Below are 15068 nucleotides of genomic sequence, written 5' to 3'. Positions count from 1 at the left end.
GTGATACTGACCCACCGCTATCGCAGGCAAGCCAGCTCCCACAGTTTTGACTGTATTTCAGATAAAAAAACGCCGACGCTGTAGTAGCCGTCGGCGTTGAAACCTTGAAGGGGGTTTTGGCTTACATCAGAACGCTGGCACCACCGCGCCGTTGTACTTCTTCTCGATGAAAGCTTTGACTTCCGGGCTGGTCAGGGCCTTGGCCAACTTCTGGATAGCATCGCTGTCCTTGTTATCCGGGCGGGCCACCAGGAAGTTTACGTAAGGTGATTTGGCGTCTTCGATGATCAACGCGTCCTTGGCCGGGTTCAGGCCAGCTTCCAGGGCGTAGTTGGTGTTGATAAGGTCGAGGTCAACCTGGTCCAGCACCCGTGGCAGCAGGGCCGATTCCAGCTCTTTGAACTTCAGGTTCTTCGGGTTGCTGGCGATGTCTTTCGGCGTGGCCAGGGCGTTGGTCGGGTCTTTGAGGGTGATCACACCGGCCTTTTGCAGCAGCAACAGGGCGCGGCCGCTGTTGGAGCCTTCGTTCGGAATAGCCACGGTGGCGCCATCTTTCAGATCTTCGATTTTCTTGATCTTTTTCGAGTAGCCGCCGAAGGGTTCAACGTGCACGCCCACCACGGTAATCAGATTGGTACCTTTACCCTTGTTGAAGTTTTCCAGGTACGGCAGGGTCTGGAAATAGTTGGCATCCAGGCGTTTCTCAGCGACTTGCACGTTTGGCTGTACGTAGTCGGTAAAGACTTTGATCTGCAGGTCCACACCTTCCTTGGCCAGGGTCGGCTTGATCAGCTCGAGGATTTCGGCGTGGGGAATCGGCGTAGCAGCCACCACCAGTTTCTCGCTGGCCTGGGCAAAGCCAGCAGTCAGGGCAGCCGCCAGAGCGGTAAACAACAGAACCTTTTTCATGCAATGTCCTTCTAACGACCGTTTTTATGTGAGGTGCCAGCGAAGTGCTATCGCGGCGTGGAAAGGACAATACCTAGATTTTTTATTCCCGAACAATATCTTTTATTCACGTTGATATTCCATTTTGCTCATACAGGAATTTACGCACCGATTCCTGCTCGGCCGGGCTGGCGCTGGCCAAAATTCGACGCACTTGCTCCAGCGGCGAACCCGCCGCTGGCAAGTTCAAATGCTCGGGCAAGATTTCATCGCCACTACTCACCAGCAAGGCAAAGTGAATGACGTTTTCCAGTTCGCGGGTATTACCCGGCCAAGTGTGGTGTTCCAGCACCTGCTGGGCGGCGTCGCTGATCAGTGGTACCGGGAGGTCCAGGCGCTGGCTGTAGATGCCGAGGAAATATTCGGCTAGGGACAAGATATCCCCCACCCGCTCGCGCAACGCCGGCAGGTCCAACCGGCCCTCACTCAAATAATGGAACAGACGCTCGTGAAACTTGCCCACGGCCACGGCCTGGGCCAGGTCGATACTGGTGGCGGCCACCAGGCGCACATCCACCGGGCTGGGCTGGTGGGCACCAACACGGGTGACTTCGTGGTTTTCCAAAGCCGCGAGCAATTTCACCTGGATCGGCAGCGGCAAGTCGCCGATCTCATCCAGGTACAAGGTGCCGCCATTGGCCGAGCCGAACCAACCCGCCCGGCTGCTCGCCGCGCCACTGTGACTGCCGGCGGCATAGCCAAACAACTCGGCATCGGCATAGGTGGGGCTGATTGCGCCACAGTTGACCGAGACAAACAGGCCAGTACGGTCACTGCCACGGTGGATATGCCGTGCCAGCAGTTCTTTACCGCTACCGGTCTCGCCGCGGATCAGCACAGGCAAGGCTCGTGGTGCGAGGCTTTCCAGCTCTTCGCGCAGTTGGCGTGAGCGTGGGTCGACAAACACCAGAGCTTTGGCGCGAATACTCAGCGGACTCTTTTCCGCGTCCGGGAAGGTCAGCAATGGCTGGCCGAAGGTTTCATGCAGACTCATGGCAGGCTCCCGCCCCAATCCACTCAGGGACGGGGCGTTGAAAAAATATTAGGCGCTGCGCCGAGCGTGGTGCTCGAGGCGATGTTGCAGGCGATAGAGGTAAGCAAACCCTTGCTCCCAGCGCCGGTGGCCGGACTTCACATTGATATGCCCGGCGCCCGACAAGATGCCGGCTTCGGCGCCCCACTGACGCGCCAGTTCCAGAGCCCTGGGGGCGCTTACGGCACTGTCGTTGTCGGAGCTGACCACCTGGCTGGGAAATGGCAGCAGGTCAGTTGGAATAGGGGCGAAATTGCGCAGTGCAGGGGCACACGCAGGGCGTTCGACATCCGCCGGTGCCACCAGCAACGCGCCGCGTACCTGCCGCAAGAAGTGCACGGGGGCAGTGGCGGCCCAATGGGTGACGGTGATGCAACCCAGGCTATGAGCGATCAGGATGACCGGCGTGCTGTCGGCAGCGATGGCCTCGGCCAGTGCGGCGACCCAATCCTCGCGACGCGGCGTCAGCCAATCGGCCTGTTCCACCCGTGCGCTGTTGGGCAAGCTCTTCTGCCAATGGGTTTGCCAATGATCTTCTGGCGATCCTTGCCAGCCCGGCACGATCAGATAACGAATCGACTCGCTGTGCATGGGTGTGCCCTCCTGCAGCGTTTAACGTTGCTGGTCAGTATAGGGTGAGGTTCACACACCAATAAGGAATAAAAAAGAATTTGTTAATAACCAAACGGAATTTAAACCTTTTCAGAATTTGCTGGTACCCACCCCTTCATTAAAAACGGCCATTGCGCCCCGGCCACCGCGGCGCAATGACCGAGCCAACCTCAGCGAGAATGATGCATAGAGTGTTCCGAGCCGATAGCAACTCCGAGCTTATGATTCATCGCCATATAATAATCACGCGCTTGTGTAAGTTTTTCCGCATATGCTTGCGGAAGTAAAATACGCGCATTCAACAGATCCGTCAGTTCCTCAACTTCTGAAAAAAATCCATACTCTTTTTGCGCCAATACATCACCAAACATTCTCGGCCCAGTGATCTCGAAAATTTTCTTTTCATACTCGTTATAAATTTGCCGCTCTGCGGCTGTCGAATTTTCCTTCAGAAAGGGACGATTAGCGTTCAGCCACTCTTCGTTTGCCTTGAATCGCTCATACGCTGTCTCCAGAATCTCGTCAAATACAGGGTTGTCTGGATGGCTGGCAAAATTACTGGTGTTGAACCCATTGAAGTCCGTAGGTTCATAAGTAACCGGCACGTTCATCAAGATATCATTAGGCGTGGCTTTCAATGTGACCTCGCCCACATTAAAGGTCAGTGCATCATCCGTATCCAGATAGATACCGCCGTACTTTTTCATTAGCACCGCGCGCATGACGTCCGATGACGCCGCTAAATTCTGCCCACGCCCTGAACGGAAAAACTGATACATCTCGCCGTATTGACCTGCATTCAGAGCCTGAAAACTTTCATCGGCCTTTAAATCATGTACTTCAAGCCCGCCCACTTTATGATCCAACGCTGAATGTATTTTCTGAAAAGTATCCGCGTCATTGGCATCAACGTGAACAATCGATTTATACCCGGGGCTTTTCCGGGAATTTTCCATAATATTATTGAGTAGATTTTCCGGCATTTCATTGCCGGCCCAGAAATAGTGGATCACTTTCGGCACCTCTGTAGCGCCGGACGGCAGTACCGGCATCCTCGGTAGTTTCAGTACTTTGGTTGTCATCGAAGCAGGCGCATTTTTACTGGCCTCAATCGCTTCGGCTTGAGTGCCACCCAGCCACCGTCCTTGACCTTTACGCCAATAAAAGATGTCGTTCACCTGACCATTGGCCTGGAGCCCGCGCCAAAGACCCGCTTCGACGTCATACGTAACTTTGGTACCGTATTGACCGACATAAACCATATAGTCTTTCCCGATCATGCGCCTCACGTCATCCATGGGCACCCTGACCTCGTCAAGGATCACTGGAGGTGAGACGGGCCCCATCGGGTATCCGATATGCCCATTGACACGTTGTGGTGTCCTGAAGAATGGGCGCGCTTGTTCAGTCACTTGAGCAGGTGTGCGGGTTGCAGCATCAACCCCTGCTGCAACGCCACCGCCAGACATCCTCTCTGTCAGCGCTTTCGCCAGTGGTGCCCCCGCGTGAGTGGCCAACGGCGGTACGGCGTTCAACACGCCAAACACAATGCGGTCGGAAGCCGTTGCTTTTCCCTGGACGGCATCATCAATGCCGATACCCGTCTGCGCAGCCCCGGCGGCCAGGAAGAAAACATCCAGCCCTATAGCGACTTCGGGCATCACCAGCGCCAGGGGCGTCATGAACATGGCGACCTTGGTAGCCTCTTCCACGACATGCAGCACCTGGTTCTTGGTGTAGTCCCCGTCACTGACAATCGCATTGTCGGCGTCCGAATAGGACCGTGCTTTTTGCCGAACCTTGACCGCTTCGAAAGGATCGCCGTGCAACTGCTCAACAGCGATGAAACGATCCGGCACCCAACCGTTGAGGCTCGCAAGGAAAGCATTGCCTGATGCCTGCGCATCGGACCAGTTTCCCATCCCTTGCAGGGTCTGACGTACGCCGTCTGAAAACGTTCTGTCAGCTTGATCCTTGAGGGAAAAGTGCGTCAACAAGGACGCGCGCTTTACGGGGTCCGAGGCTTGCCCGGCCAGCCACGTTGTCATTTGCTGCGGATTATCGAAGCGATGTATTGGCGAGGAGTTGCCAGGGATGTAAAGCAACGTCAACTGGGTTTTCCGATCGGTCACACACATCAAGTCGGTCGACTCAAACCCATTGATGCTCAGCAGGCCGATGTTCAGATCCGGGTCCTTCACGGCAGGCCCTTCAAAATCCTGGACCGTCAGCTTGGACCAATCCTTTTGCGCAACAGGCCCCAACGCCCGCTGGGCGAGTGCCGTCTCGGCAGGGCCAAGGCTCCCTTCCAGGCGCTGCAGATTGATGGCTTTGACAAACGAGATTTTACTCAATGCCGTATAAGATTCGCTGTGCTTGTCCCAAAACCCATCAAGGGTTTTCTTATACAGTTGGGTCCGGTCTGTATCCCAGACTAATGCCTTGAAGTCATCCACCGGTATGGAAACGCGGGTGTCGGCATTATAGGGGGCATCGCCCGGCGCACTGGGCTCCCTATAAATACCTTGTCGAGTGTTTGCTTCCTGCACCCAACCGTCAATCTGGTTGTAAATATATATCGCTGGCGAAAAGTACTTGCCAATCTTTACAAACCAGCTTTCATCTTTCTTAATTGTTACATCTTGCCTGTTTTTCAATGCTGCTTGCGTCAGGGTGATTTTTTCTACCACCTCTTTTTCATCCTCACTGTCATCTTTAAATGTCACCAGATAGGTTTTATCCGGATCAACATCCACACCCCATTGCTGCTTTATCTTTGCAGATAAAATAGTGGAAATTTCGTTTTCGGGCGTTACAAAGTCGGCGGTTTGCTTACTGATATAAGATTCTAAACGAGCGTTTTTCTTCAATGACGAGTTGCTCCCGCCTCCTGGTATAGGTAGTGCTTCAGCACCCTGCAGTAAACTCTGTTTTCTCTTATAGTCAGCCAGCGTGGGCAAGATACAGGCAGATGGATGTCGCAGGCCGGCCATACGATTGTTCGAAGATGCCATTACCGCAGGCTTTTCTTCAGGCTTTTCAACCGTTAAATGGGGATTAACGAACGTATTCACGACTTGGACAGGAACGCGTATAGACATGCAATTACTCCATTAATTAAATCACTCTATGCGCTGACCAGAATAAGCATGCGGCCGAGAATTGCACGCTCGGAAACATGTAAATTCTTTTCCTGTGCAACATCTGTAAACATGTAATGCTTAAATAAAAAAAGGCCGCACCCTGCCAAGGAAAGCGGCCCAAAAACTGTCGAGACTTTTTGAAACTAACGTGCAGTGATCACCGACAACCTGGTTATGCCCGCACGCTCAATCGACGCCATGGCTCGTGCCACTTCGCCGTAGTTCACTCCATCGTCAGCCTGCAGTTGCACCCGCACATCGGGGTCCTTGGCCTTCGCCGACTGCAGGTTGAACTCCAGCAGATCCGGCTGGATTTCGTCCTTGTTGATAAACAATTTGCCGGCGCCATCAATGCTCACCACCAGCGGGTCCTTTTGCTCAACCGGCGCCACGGCCTGGGTCTTGGGCAGGTTGATCGGGATCGAGTTGGTCAACAGCGGCGCGGTGACGATAAACACCACCAGCAGCACCAGCATCACGTCCACCAGCGGCGTGACGTTGATCTCGCTCAGCACCTCATCACTGTCTTGCGTGGAGAAGGCCATGTCAGGACGCCTCCTTCACTTTCTGCGGGCTGCCGACGCCGGCCTTGATCAGCGCTGGGTGCAACAGCACGCGGAACGCGTTTTTCTGCGCCAGGCTGTAGAAGTCGTGGGCAAAGTCTTCCAGGTCTGCCGCCGTCAGCTTCAGGCGGCGCAAAAAGTAGTTGTAGACCAGCACCGCAGGCACCGCGACGGCGATCCCCACGCCGGTCGCCACCAGTGCCGCGCCGATGGGCCCCGCCACGGTTTCCAGGCTGGCGGACCCGGCAGCACTGATCCCCTTCAGCGCTTCCATGATCCCCCACACGGTGCCAAACAGGCCGATAAACGGCGAGGTGCTGCCGATACTCGCGACCACAGCCAGACCGGTTTCCAGGGAGCGGCGCTCACGCACGATTTGCTGGCGCAGGGCGCGTTCGAGGCGGTCCTGGTGATTGATCGCCTGGCTCAAATCCGCAGCGTGGGTGGTATCGCCCACCTGGATCGCGGCATAGCCGGCCTGGGCTACACGGGCGGCGGCGCCAGGCTGGGTTTCGGCGAGTTCTGCGGCCGAGTCGAGGCTCGATGCCGCCCAGAACTGTTTGTGAAACTTGCGATCCTGGGCCTTGAGGCGACCGAACTGCACGCCCTTGAGCAAGGCCAGGCCCCAGGTGGCGACCGAAAAGGCCACCAGCAGCCAGATCACCGCGCTTTCGATGGATTCAAGTGGAGATGCCAATGCCATGATGTTTTCCCTCTGCGCCGCTGAATAATTAATGAATCTTGAAATCGATGGGCACGCTCACCCAGCCGTTCTGGGCCACATCGCCCTGTTTGGCAGGCACGAAACTCCAGCGCTTCACCGCCGCCAATGCCGCGTCATCCAACTGCTGGCGACCACTGCTTTTTTGCACCTGGATCTCACCCGGTTTACCGCTGGCCAGCACCTGCACCCGCAGCAACACCGTGCCTTCCCAACCGCGACGCTGAGCCAGTGACGGGTATTCCGGCGCCGGGTTTTTCAGGTACGCGGCGTTGGCCGAAGCAGGCGTCACCGGCACTGGCGCCGCAGGTGCGGGCGGTGCAGGTGGCGCTGGCGTCGGTGGTGCAGGTGGCTGCTCGACGGCCTTGGGGGCCGGCTTGGGCTCAGGTTTAGGCACGGGCTTGGGCTTGGGTTTCGCAATGGGTTTGGGCGGCGCCGGCTTGGCCGCCAACTCATCCACCAGCGGCGGCGGGGGCTCGACCACAGGCGGAGGCGGTGGTGGTGGTACAGGCGGTGGCGGCTCAACCACCGGCGGCGCCGGCTGGGAAAATTCGATGGTCATCGGTGGAATTTCCGGCGGCACAATCGGCAGCACCGGCGTGGGTTTCTGGCTCACCCAATAGATCACTGCACCGTGCAGCGCCAACACCAGCAACCCGAGCAAAACCCCTTCGCGGCGGCTGGAAAAACGCTTCGGGGTCTTCTGCAGGCGCAATTGACCCAACGGCGCGCGATGCGGCCGGCCAAGGTCGACCAGCTCACCACTCGGTGCCTGACGCCACTGCGCCTCAGGTGCACTGGCGGCGGTCTGGACTTTGCCCATTGATTCACTCCCTGCGGTTTTGAAAAACCGACGGGCCAGCGTGAAGGCCCGTCGAGGGCTGAATCATCGGTGCCAGACACTTATCTCTTAAAGTAATCTTTAAAGTTATATATAGAACAAAAACGCATAAATAAAACAGCCGATTACGCCAAAGCCATGGGGTCCGTGGCCTGGCTTCAAGCCGTTGTTTTTCAATGCCTTAAAGGCATACAAAATATTCGTCAAAGGTATGGGCTCAGTGCGGGTTCCCACTGCACAACGCCAGCAACTCGTCCAACAAACTCTGGCCCGCTGCGCCCAAACCACTGCGGCCATACAGGGCCAACCGCACGCCATGAACAGGTGGCAAGCCACTCTCTGGACCGAGTATGCGATGGCCCGCTTGCAACACCCGTTCTGGCAATAAACTGATGCCCAAGCCTGCCGCCACCGCCGAGCACACACTGGCCAGGCTGGCGCTGGAATAGCCGATGCGCCAACGCCAGCCGGCCCGTTCCAGATGATGCAGCATGTCGTTGCGATACAGGCCGCCCACGGGGAAAGCCACCAGCGGCAGCGGGTCGCGGCCCAGCGCCGGCGTGCTCAGGCTGTCGACCCAATACAAGGGCTCGGGCCACGACGCCACGCAGTCGTCGCTGTCGCCCATCTGCTTGACCAGCAACACATCGAACTCACCGCCCCGGTACTGGCGCTGCAATTCGGGGCCCAGACCGCTGGTGACCTCCAGACGCACCCGTGGATAGGCCACCACAAACGCCGATAGCAGCGGCATCAGGCGCTCGGCGGCGAAATCCTCCGGCACGCCGAGGCGCAACACACCGTCGCTTTGCTGGTTGATCAGCACGTCGGCGGCTTCTTCGTGCAACGCGAGAATACGGCGCGCATACGCGAGCAGACGCTCACCCTCGGCGGTGGCCACTACCCGGCGCTGATCGCGGTCCAATAACTGACAGGCCACTGCGTCTTCCAGACGGCGGATCTGCTGGCTGACGGTGGATTGAGTCAAATGCAGGCGCTCGGCCGCCCGGGTGAAATTGCCGCAGTCCACCACGGCGACAAAGCTGCGCAACAACACGGGATCGAACAACGTCATCACCATTTCGTTTGCCACTGATTGGCATGTTTATATTTAATTTCAGCATACCTTGCTGGCTGACCATACTTCACCTTTCATCGCACCCCGGGGCCTTGTATGACCAACGATCAACCACACCTGCAACGCGCTATCGCCTTGGCCCGCGCCAACGTCGCCCAAGGTGGCCGCCCCTTCGGTGCGGTGCTGACGCGCAACGATGAGATGTTGGTGGAAGCCGTGAATGAGATCCACCTGACCCAGGACCCCACCGCCCACGCCGAGCTGCTGGCAATTCGCGCAGCGAGCCGGCAGTTGGGTGCACGCCTGGAAGGGTGCGTGATCTACGCCAGCGGCCAGCCTTGCCCGATGTGCCTGAGCGCCTTGTACTTGTGCGGCGTCGAGCGCGTAGTGTTTGCCGCCAGCAACGAAATGGCCGAGCCGTTCGGCCTGTCGACCGCAGCCATCAGCCAACAGGTTGGCTTGCCCATCGACGCGCAACGCCTGCCCATTCAGCACCTGCCCGATGCCGCTATGACTGCGCTGTATCACCAGTGGAAAACCCTGCATGACCCTGAATAAATCCCTCGCCGGCTGGGGCCTGCTGGTGGTGCTCGGCCTGAACCTGCGCCCCATCCTCAGTTCCATCAGCCCGCTGCTCGGCGAGATTCGCCAGGCCACCGGCCTGAGCTTTCAGAGCAGCGCCCTGCTCACCAGCCTGCCGGTGATCTGCATGGGGTTGGTGGCACTGGTCGGCGTGCGCGTGGAGGCGCGCTTGGGCGAGCGTCGCGGTATCGCCCTGGGCTTGTTGATGATTCTGCTGGCGTGCCTGGCGCGCTGGTTGATGGGCCAGGCTTCGGCACTGCTGGTTACCGCGCTGCTTGGCGGTGCGGGTGTGGCGCTGATCCAGGCGCTGGTGCCGGCGATGATCAAGCGTGAATTCCATCACCGTGTGCCGGTGGCGATGGGCGTGTATTCGGCCTCGCTGATGGCCGGTGGCGGCCTGGCGGCGCTGCTCAGTCCGGTGGTAGCCACGCATTTCCAGCAATGGCAGGCAGGCCTGGGCGTGTGGCTCTTGCCGGCGCTGGGGGCATTGCTGCTGTGGGCCTGGCTGCCGCTGGGCGCCGCACGCAATCCACAGCAGGTACCTGCGTTCAAAGGGTTGCGCAACCGCCGCGCCTGGCTGCTGGCGCTGTATTTCGGCCTGGTCAATTGCGGCTACATGAGCATGGTCGCGTGGCTGCCGGCCTACTATCAGCAACTGGGCTGGGGCGTGCTGCCCAGCGGGTCGTTGCTGGCATTCATGACGATTTTTCAGGTGGCGGCCGCCCTACTGATGCCGGTGCTGGCGCAACGCGGTATCGACCGCCGCCCATTGCTCAGCATCAGCCTACTGGCACAAACCATCGGCTACCTCGGCCTGATCATTGCGCCGCAGGAATATCCCCACCTGTGGGTGGCCTTGTGCGGCTTCGGGTTAGGGGCGTGCTTTGCCCTGAGCCTGCTGCTGACTCTCGACCACCATCGCGACCCACGCCAAGCGGGGCAACTGGCGGCGTTCGTGCAAGGCGTGGGCTTTTTGATCAATGCGGTTTCGCCGTGGCTGACCGGCTGGCTGCGCGAGCTTACCGGCAACTTTGTCAGTGCCTGGGTGGTGCTGACGGTGACGGTGGTGGCGATGCTGCTGGTGACGCGGGTGTTCAGCCCGGCCACCTATCGCACCGACCTAGAAGTCGTAGCGCCCAGTCACGCCTAGGGTGCGCGGCGTGCCCAGCAGGCCCTCGTAACCGCCGTTACCACCGGTCCACAGGGTGGTGTAGTAGGTTTTGTCGAAGGCGTTTTTCAGCCACAGCGACACATCCCACTGCCCCTGGTCATAGTCGCCGCGCAAACCGGTAGACAGGTTGACCACCGCATACGCCGGGATCTGCCCGTAGTCGGAATCTTCCACGGTGCCCACCGCCTTGGAACGGAACGCGTAGCTGGCGGTGACGTAGGGTTCGAAGCCGTTCGCCAGGTTCCACTTGTACTCGCCGTTGGCGTTGGCAATCCACTTGGACGCGCCCACCACCTGGTGGCCGCTCAAGTCGCAGGACGCCGGCGCACCTGGACGCAGGCTGGTTTCCGGCGGGCATGGCGCATCCTTGTAAGACAGGTACGTCACGTCATTGAAGGAGCCGTTGATGTTCAGGGTCAGGCCCTTGATCGGCACCAGGGTGCTTTCCACTTCCACGCCCCGCGAGCGCACCGAGCCGGCGTTGGTCAGGTACTGCACGCGGTTGTCCTGGTCGTAGGCGTTGGTCTGGTAGCCGTTGACCTGGGTCCAGAACAGGTTGGCATTGAGTTGCAGGCGGCGGTCCCACAGCGTGCTCTTGAAGCCCAGCTCGGCGTTGTTGGCGCGCTCGGTGCCGATCAGCAATGAGTCGGCTCCGGCTGTCGGCGCAGACCCCACCGCCAGGTTCACACCGCCGGACTTCTCGCCATGGGACAGTGTCGCGTAGCCCAGCAGGTTTTCATTGAAGTGATAACTGAGGTTGAGCAGCCCCGACGGCGTGGCGCTGTATTGCGACAGGTCGCCCGAGTCATAGGCCCCGGTACGCCCACGCCGCGCCATGGCGGCGGCCCCGCTGACCGCCGCGCCACCGACGGGCGCACTGCGCGTGACCCAGGCGCTTTTCTCTTCGTAGGTGCCGCGCACACCGGCGGTGAAATCCAGGCGCTCGGTCAGGTGCCAGGTGCCTTGGGCGAACAGCGCGAAACTGTCGGTGCGGATATGCCCGTTGCCCACACTGCTCACATTGCTCAACGAACCGGCGGGCGTGCCGTTCCAGATATCGGCCTTGGGCCCGTAGTAGGCAAAGGATTTGTTATCCAGGTCGGAGCCGAAGTAGTAGGCGCCGAGCACGTAATCGAAGAAACCACCGCTGGGCGACGCCAAGCGGAATTCCTGGGACCACTGCTTATCTTCCACCGAAACCCCGGCGTTATACGACGCCGGTACGTTGAGGCCATCATCGTTGCTCGGGGTGAAATTCCACCAGCGGTAAGCACTCACCGAGGTCAGGGTGAAGTCGCTGGGCAGCGTCCAATTGGCTTCCAGCGAGGTACCGCCCTGGAACACCGTGACGTGCTGGTCGTTGTCCAGGTTGACCTTGCGATGGGTGCCGTCCACCAGGGTGGCGCCTGCCGCGTTGGCCCGGGATTGATACAGGTTGGTGCCATTGATGGTCGGGCCGGTGCTGTACAGCACGCGGGTGCCGGCGCTGGAATCCTCTTCGTTGTAGTCACCGATCCAGCGCAGGTTGAACGCTTCGTTGGGCTTGTACAGCAGTTGCCCGCGAAAGCCCTGGCGTGAACCGCCGTTCAGATCATGGCCGTCGTGTTCATTCTTGATGTCGCCGTCGCTGCGGGTGCGATAGGCCGAGAAACGCCCTGCCAGGTCATCGGTCAGGGGGCCGGAAATCGTACCCTTGGTCTGGAAATAACCGTCCTCGCCCAGGGAGGTTTCGATGCTGCGCTCCGGGGTAAAGCTCGGTGCGCGGGTGCTGATGTTGATGACCCCGGCAGTGGTGTTCTTGCCGAACAACGTGCCCTGAGGGCCGCGCAAAACTTCAAGCTGCTCAATGTCCATCAGGTCGAACACCGCCATGCCCGGGCGCCCGAGGTAGACGTTGTCGATATACAGCCCCACGCTGCCTTCCAGGCCATCGCTGGCCGGGTTGTTACCCAGGCCGCGGATCGACACGCTGGACTGGCGCGCATGCATATAGGCGACGTTGACGCTGGGCACCAGTTGCTGCAAATCCTGGATGCGGTACACCCGCTGGGTTTCCAGGGCCTGGCCACCGAGCACGCTCATGGGCGTCGGCACGGCCTGGGCACTTTCGGTACGCCGCCGGGCAGTGACCGTGACAGTTTCCAGTTGGCCACTGGCGCTTTCGCCCTTGCCGGCAGGCGCGGGTGTTTCAGCGGCCTGGGACGGTGACCAACTGCTGCTACCGGCCACTAGAACAGCCAGGGGCAAGGACTTGAACAAACTCATAAGCGGCTCCAAAACCCCGGAATACTCGTCGCCTCATATTCCCAAAGGTTATTTATTTATGTTTTTACGAACATTTACTGCATAAGAGATAGCCTTTATAAGGAGTCGACCTAATGCATAGCCAATGCATTTCCCGGATATTTTTGATGTGAAAAATGCATATCGACTTGCGCCAGCTTCGCCACTTCATCGCCCTTGCTGAACAACGCAGTTTTGTCGCGGCAGCCTTGGCCGTGAACCTGTCGCAGTCGGCGTTCAGTCGCAGCATCCAGGCCCTGGAACACAGCGCCGGCTGCCAACTGGTGGACCGCGGCCGCAAGGACCTGGCGCCCACCAAGCAAGGCCAGGTGCTGCTCGAACATGCACGGCGCCTGGTCAGCGGCGCACAACAACTGGCCAACGAAATCAGCCAGTTCAATGGCCTGGAAGCCGGTGAACTGCGTTTCGGTTGCGGCCCCGCGCCGGCCGGTGGGTTAGTCCCGCGTGCCATTGGCAGTTTTATCGGGCGCTACCCCAAGGCCCGCGTGCAGTTCCAGGTGGATGACTGGCAAAGCCTGGGCAAACGTCTGCTCAGCGAAGAGTTCGAATTCTTCGTCGCCGACACCCGCCACTTCGAAGCCAACCCCGACTACCACACCCACCGCCTGCGCCCGCGCCGTTGGCACTTCTGCTGCCGCGCCGGGCACCCCCTGACCGTGCGCAACAGCGTCAGCGCCGCCGAGCTGATGAGCTACCCCCTGGCAGTGACCATCCGCCCGCCGAACCTGCGCAAAGTCATCGTCGACCTCAGCGGCCGGCCGGATTACCAGCCCAATGTGGAATGCGAAAACGGCTATAGCCTGATGGGCGTGGTGCTGCGCTCGGACGCCATCGGCATCGTCAGCGCCAACAGCGACGTGCTGCACATGGCCCGCGGCGAACTGGTGTGTTTGCAGATTGAGGGTTTGGACGAAAACCTGGAGGAGCGCTACACCCGCTACGGGATCGTCAGCCGCGCAGGGTATCGGTTGTCGCCGCTGGCGCAGGCGATGATTGAGCAGATCAAGGAGATTGATGAGAGAGACGAGGATGCTTATGCGTTGGAAAATATTGCGGTCTGACCAAGCGGTGAACCGCGGCCCGCAACGTCAGTGAAGTCATCATTAGATAACAAAGATCACATACAAGAGGGTCTACCTTTTGACCCGCACGAGGAAGCGCGTTTGATGGACTGTATCTTTTGCAGCATTGCCCGCGGTACTGCACCCTCCCACCTCCTGTGGGAAGACCAGACCCACATGGCCTTTCTCTCCATATTTCCCAATACGCCGGGGTTCAGTGTGGTTATCCCCAAAACCCATCACGGCAGCTATGCGTTTGCCGAACCGGACGCCGTGCTGTGTGACTTGGTCATCGCAGCCAAGAAGACGGCGAAGCTTTTGGACAAAGCGCTAAAAGGTGTGGCTAGAACGGGCATGATTCTGGAGGGTTATGGCGTCGATCATCTGCACGCCAAATTATTCCCGATGCACGGGACCGGGGAAGATAGCGCCTTCAAAAAAATCAGTTCGACCCAGGACAAATATTTTGAGCGTTATGAAGGCTATGTCTCCTCCCATGACGCTGCCAGGGCAGATGATAAAGCGCTGGCAGGACTGGCCGCTCATATCAGGTCCTTCGCCGGGTAAGCCTGCTCCCACCATTTGATCGCGGGGTGGCAGGTAGATATGTATCTGCTGTCAGGCCGTCATCGCAGGCAAGCCAGCTCCCACAGGGAAATGCATTTCAACTGTGGGAGCTGGCTTGCCTGCGATGGCCATAGGTATCTACACAACTTCGGCACGACGCTAAATCTGTGGCGAGGGAGCTTGCTCCCGTGACGACCTGGCAGCCGACACAGATATAACTGATGCCCCGCGATCCAATGTGGGAGCTGGCTTGCCTGCGAAGACGGCCTGACAGTCAACACAGTTGGACCGTGCACATATCCATTCCTGCGGTAACTGCCACTTAGGGTTCCGCCCTGACGGCGGCTCACTTTCGAAAAGCGCGAAAGTAAGCAAAGCGCTCTTGCCCCACCACTCGGCACCTCGCTTAGGCTCGGTGTGCCCGTAATCCGCCAGTGATTTGGG

At 58.9% G+C, this 15068-nt stretch carries 13 protein-coding genes; 4 read left to right on the top strand and 9 right to left on the bottom strand.

Annotated features, from left to right (window positions below):
- Nucleotides 1-126: 126 nt before the first annotated feature.
- The 8 genes from JJD66_RS16730 to JJD66_RS16695 form a co-directional block, all read right to left on the bottom strand.
- Nucleotides 127-909: a MetQ/NlpA family ABC transporter substrate-binding protein gene (locus JJD66_RS16730; RefSeq protein WP_034125470.1), complete on the bottom strand. Its 783-nt coding sequence runs from the start codon at nucleotides 907-909 to the stop codon at nucleotides 127-129.
- Between the two features lie 106 nt (nucleotides 910-1015).
- On the bottom strand, nucleotides 1016-1942 hold the full coding sequence (locus JJD66_RS16725) for a sigma 54-interacting transcriptional regulator (RefSeq protein WP_054920316.1): 927 nt from the start codon (nucleotides 1940-1942) through the stop codon (nucleotides 1016-1018).
- Between the two features lie 48 nt (nucleotides 1943-1990).
- Nucleotides 1991-2572 (bottom strand): alpha/beta hydrolase, encoded by a 582-nt coding sequence (locus JJD66_RS16720; RefSeq protein WP_200648581.1) that lies wholly within the window; start codon nucleotides 2570-2572, stop codon nucleotides 1991-1993.
- A gap of 191 nt (nucleotides 2573-2763) precedes the next feature.
- Nucleotides 2764-5694 carry a glycosyltransferase family 32 protein gene (locus tag JJD66_RS16715; RefSeq protein WP_200648580.1) on the bottom strand — a complete coding sequence of 977 codons (2931 nt, stop codon included), beginning with the start codon at nucleotides 5692-5694 and terminating at the stop codon, nucleotides 2764-2766.
- A gap of 185 nt (nucleotides 5695-5879) precedes the next feature.
- Nucleotides 5880-6281, bottom strand: a complete 402-nt coding sequence (locus JJD66_RS16710; protein WP_105225387.1) for an ExbD/TolR family protein — start codon at nucleotides 6279-6281, stop codon at nucleotides 5880-5882.
- Nucleotide 6282: 1 nt separating this feature from the next.
- Nucleotides 6283-7005 carry a MotA/TolQ/ExbB proton channel family protein gene (locus JJD66_RS16705; protein WP_200648615.1) on the bottom strand — a complete coding sequence of 241 codons (723 nt, stop codon included), beginning with the start codon at nucleotides 7003-7005 and terminating at the stop codon, nucleotides 6283-6285.
- Nucleotides 7006-7030: 25 nt separating this feature from the next.
- The gene (locus JJD66_RS16700; RefSeq protein ID WP_200648579.1) at nucleotides 7031-7843 is read right to left on the bottom strand and encodes an energy transducer TonB; all 813 of its coding nucleotides are present in this window, start codon (nucleotides 7841-7843) and stop codon (nucleotides 7031-7033) included.
- A 235-nt stretch (nucleotides 7844-8078) separates the two neighbouring features.
- The gene (locus JJD66_RS16695; RefSeq protein WP_200648614.1) at nucleotides 8079-8930 is read right to left on the bottom strand and encodes a LysR family transcriptional regulator; all 852 of its coding nucleotides are present in this window, start codon (nucleotides 8928-8930) and stop codon (nucleotides 8079-8081) included.
- Between the two features lie 105 nt (nucleotides 8931-9035).
- Between JJD66_RS16695 and JJD66_RS16690 the strand changes: the two genes are divergently transcribed.
- Nucleotides 9036-9497, top strand: coding sequence for a nucleoside deaminase (locus tag JJD66_RS16690; RefSeq protein WP_200648578.1), 462 nt, complete (start codon nucleotides 9036-9038; stop codon nucleotides 9495-9497).
- A complete protein-coding gene (locus JJD66_RS16685) occupies nucleotides 9484-10671 on the top strand; it encodes a CynX/NimT family MFS transporter (protein WP_200648577.1) in 1188 nt (395 codons plus the stop codon). Before JJD66_RS16690 ends, JJD66_RS16685 begins: the two co-directional genes overlap by 14 nt.
- Here JJD66_RS16685 and JJD66_RS16680 read toward each other — a convergent pair.
- Nucleotides 10642-12957, bottom strand: coding sequence for a TonB-dependent receptor (locus JJD66_RS16680; RefSeq protein ID WP_200648576.1), 2316 nt, complete (start codon nucleotides 12955-12957; stop codon nucleotides 10642-10644). The genes JJD66_RS16685 and JJD66_RS16680 overlap by 30 nt on opposite strands.
- Before the next feature lie 155 nt (nucleotides 12958-13112).
- Between JJD66_RS16680 and JJD66_RS16675 the strand changes: the two genes are divergently transcribed.
- Both JJD66_RS16675 and JJD66_RS16670 read left to right on the top strand, forming a co-directional pair.
- On the top strand, nucleotides 13113-14057 hold the full coding sequence (locus JJD66_RS16675; RefSeq protein WP_200648575.1) for a LysR family transcriptional regulator: 945 nt from the start codon (nucleotides 13113-13115) through the stop codon (nucleotides 14055-14057).
- 105 nt (nucleotides 14058-14162) lie between these two features.
- Nucleotides 14163-14624 (top strand): HIT family protein, encoded by a 462-nt coding sequence (locus JJD66_RS16670; RefSeq protein ID WP_200648574.1) that lies wholly within the window; start codon nucleotides 14163-14165, stop codon nucleotides 14622-14624.
- Nucleotides 14625-15068: the final 444 nt, after the last annotated feature.

Origin of the sequence: Pseudomonas sp. MF6751 (genome assembly GCF_016613265.1) — a bacterium.
Classification (GTDB): Bacteria; Pseudomonadota; Gammaproteobacteria; order Pseudomonadales; family Pseudomonadaceae; genus Aquipseudomonas; species Aquipseudomonas fluorescens_BV.
Note: the sequence above shows the minus strand (reverse complement) of the source record. Positions and strands in the feature narration are given on the sequence as shown.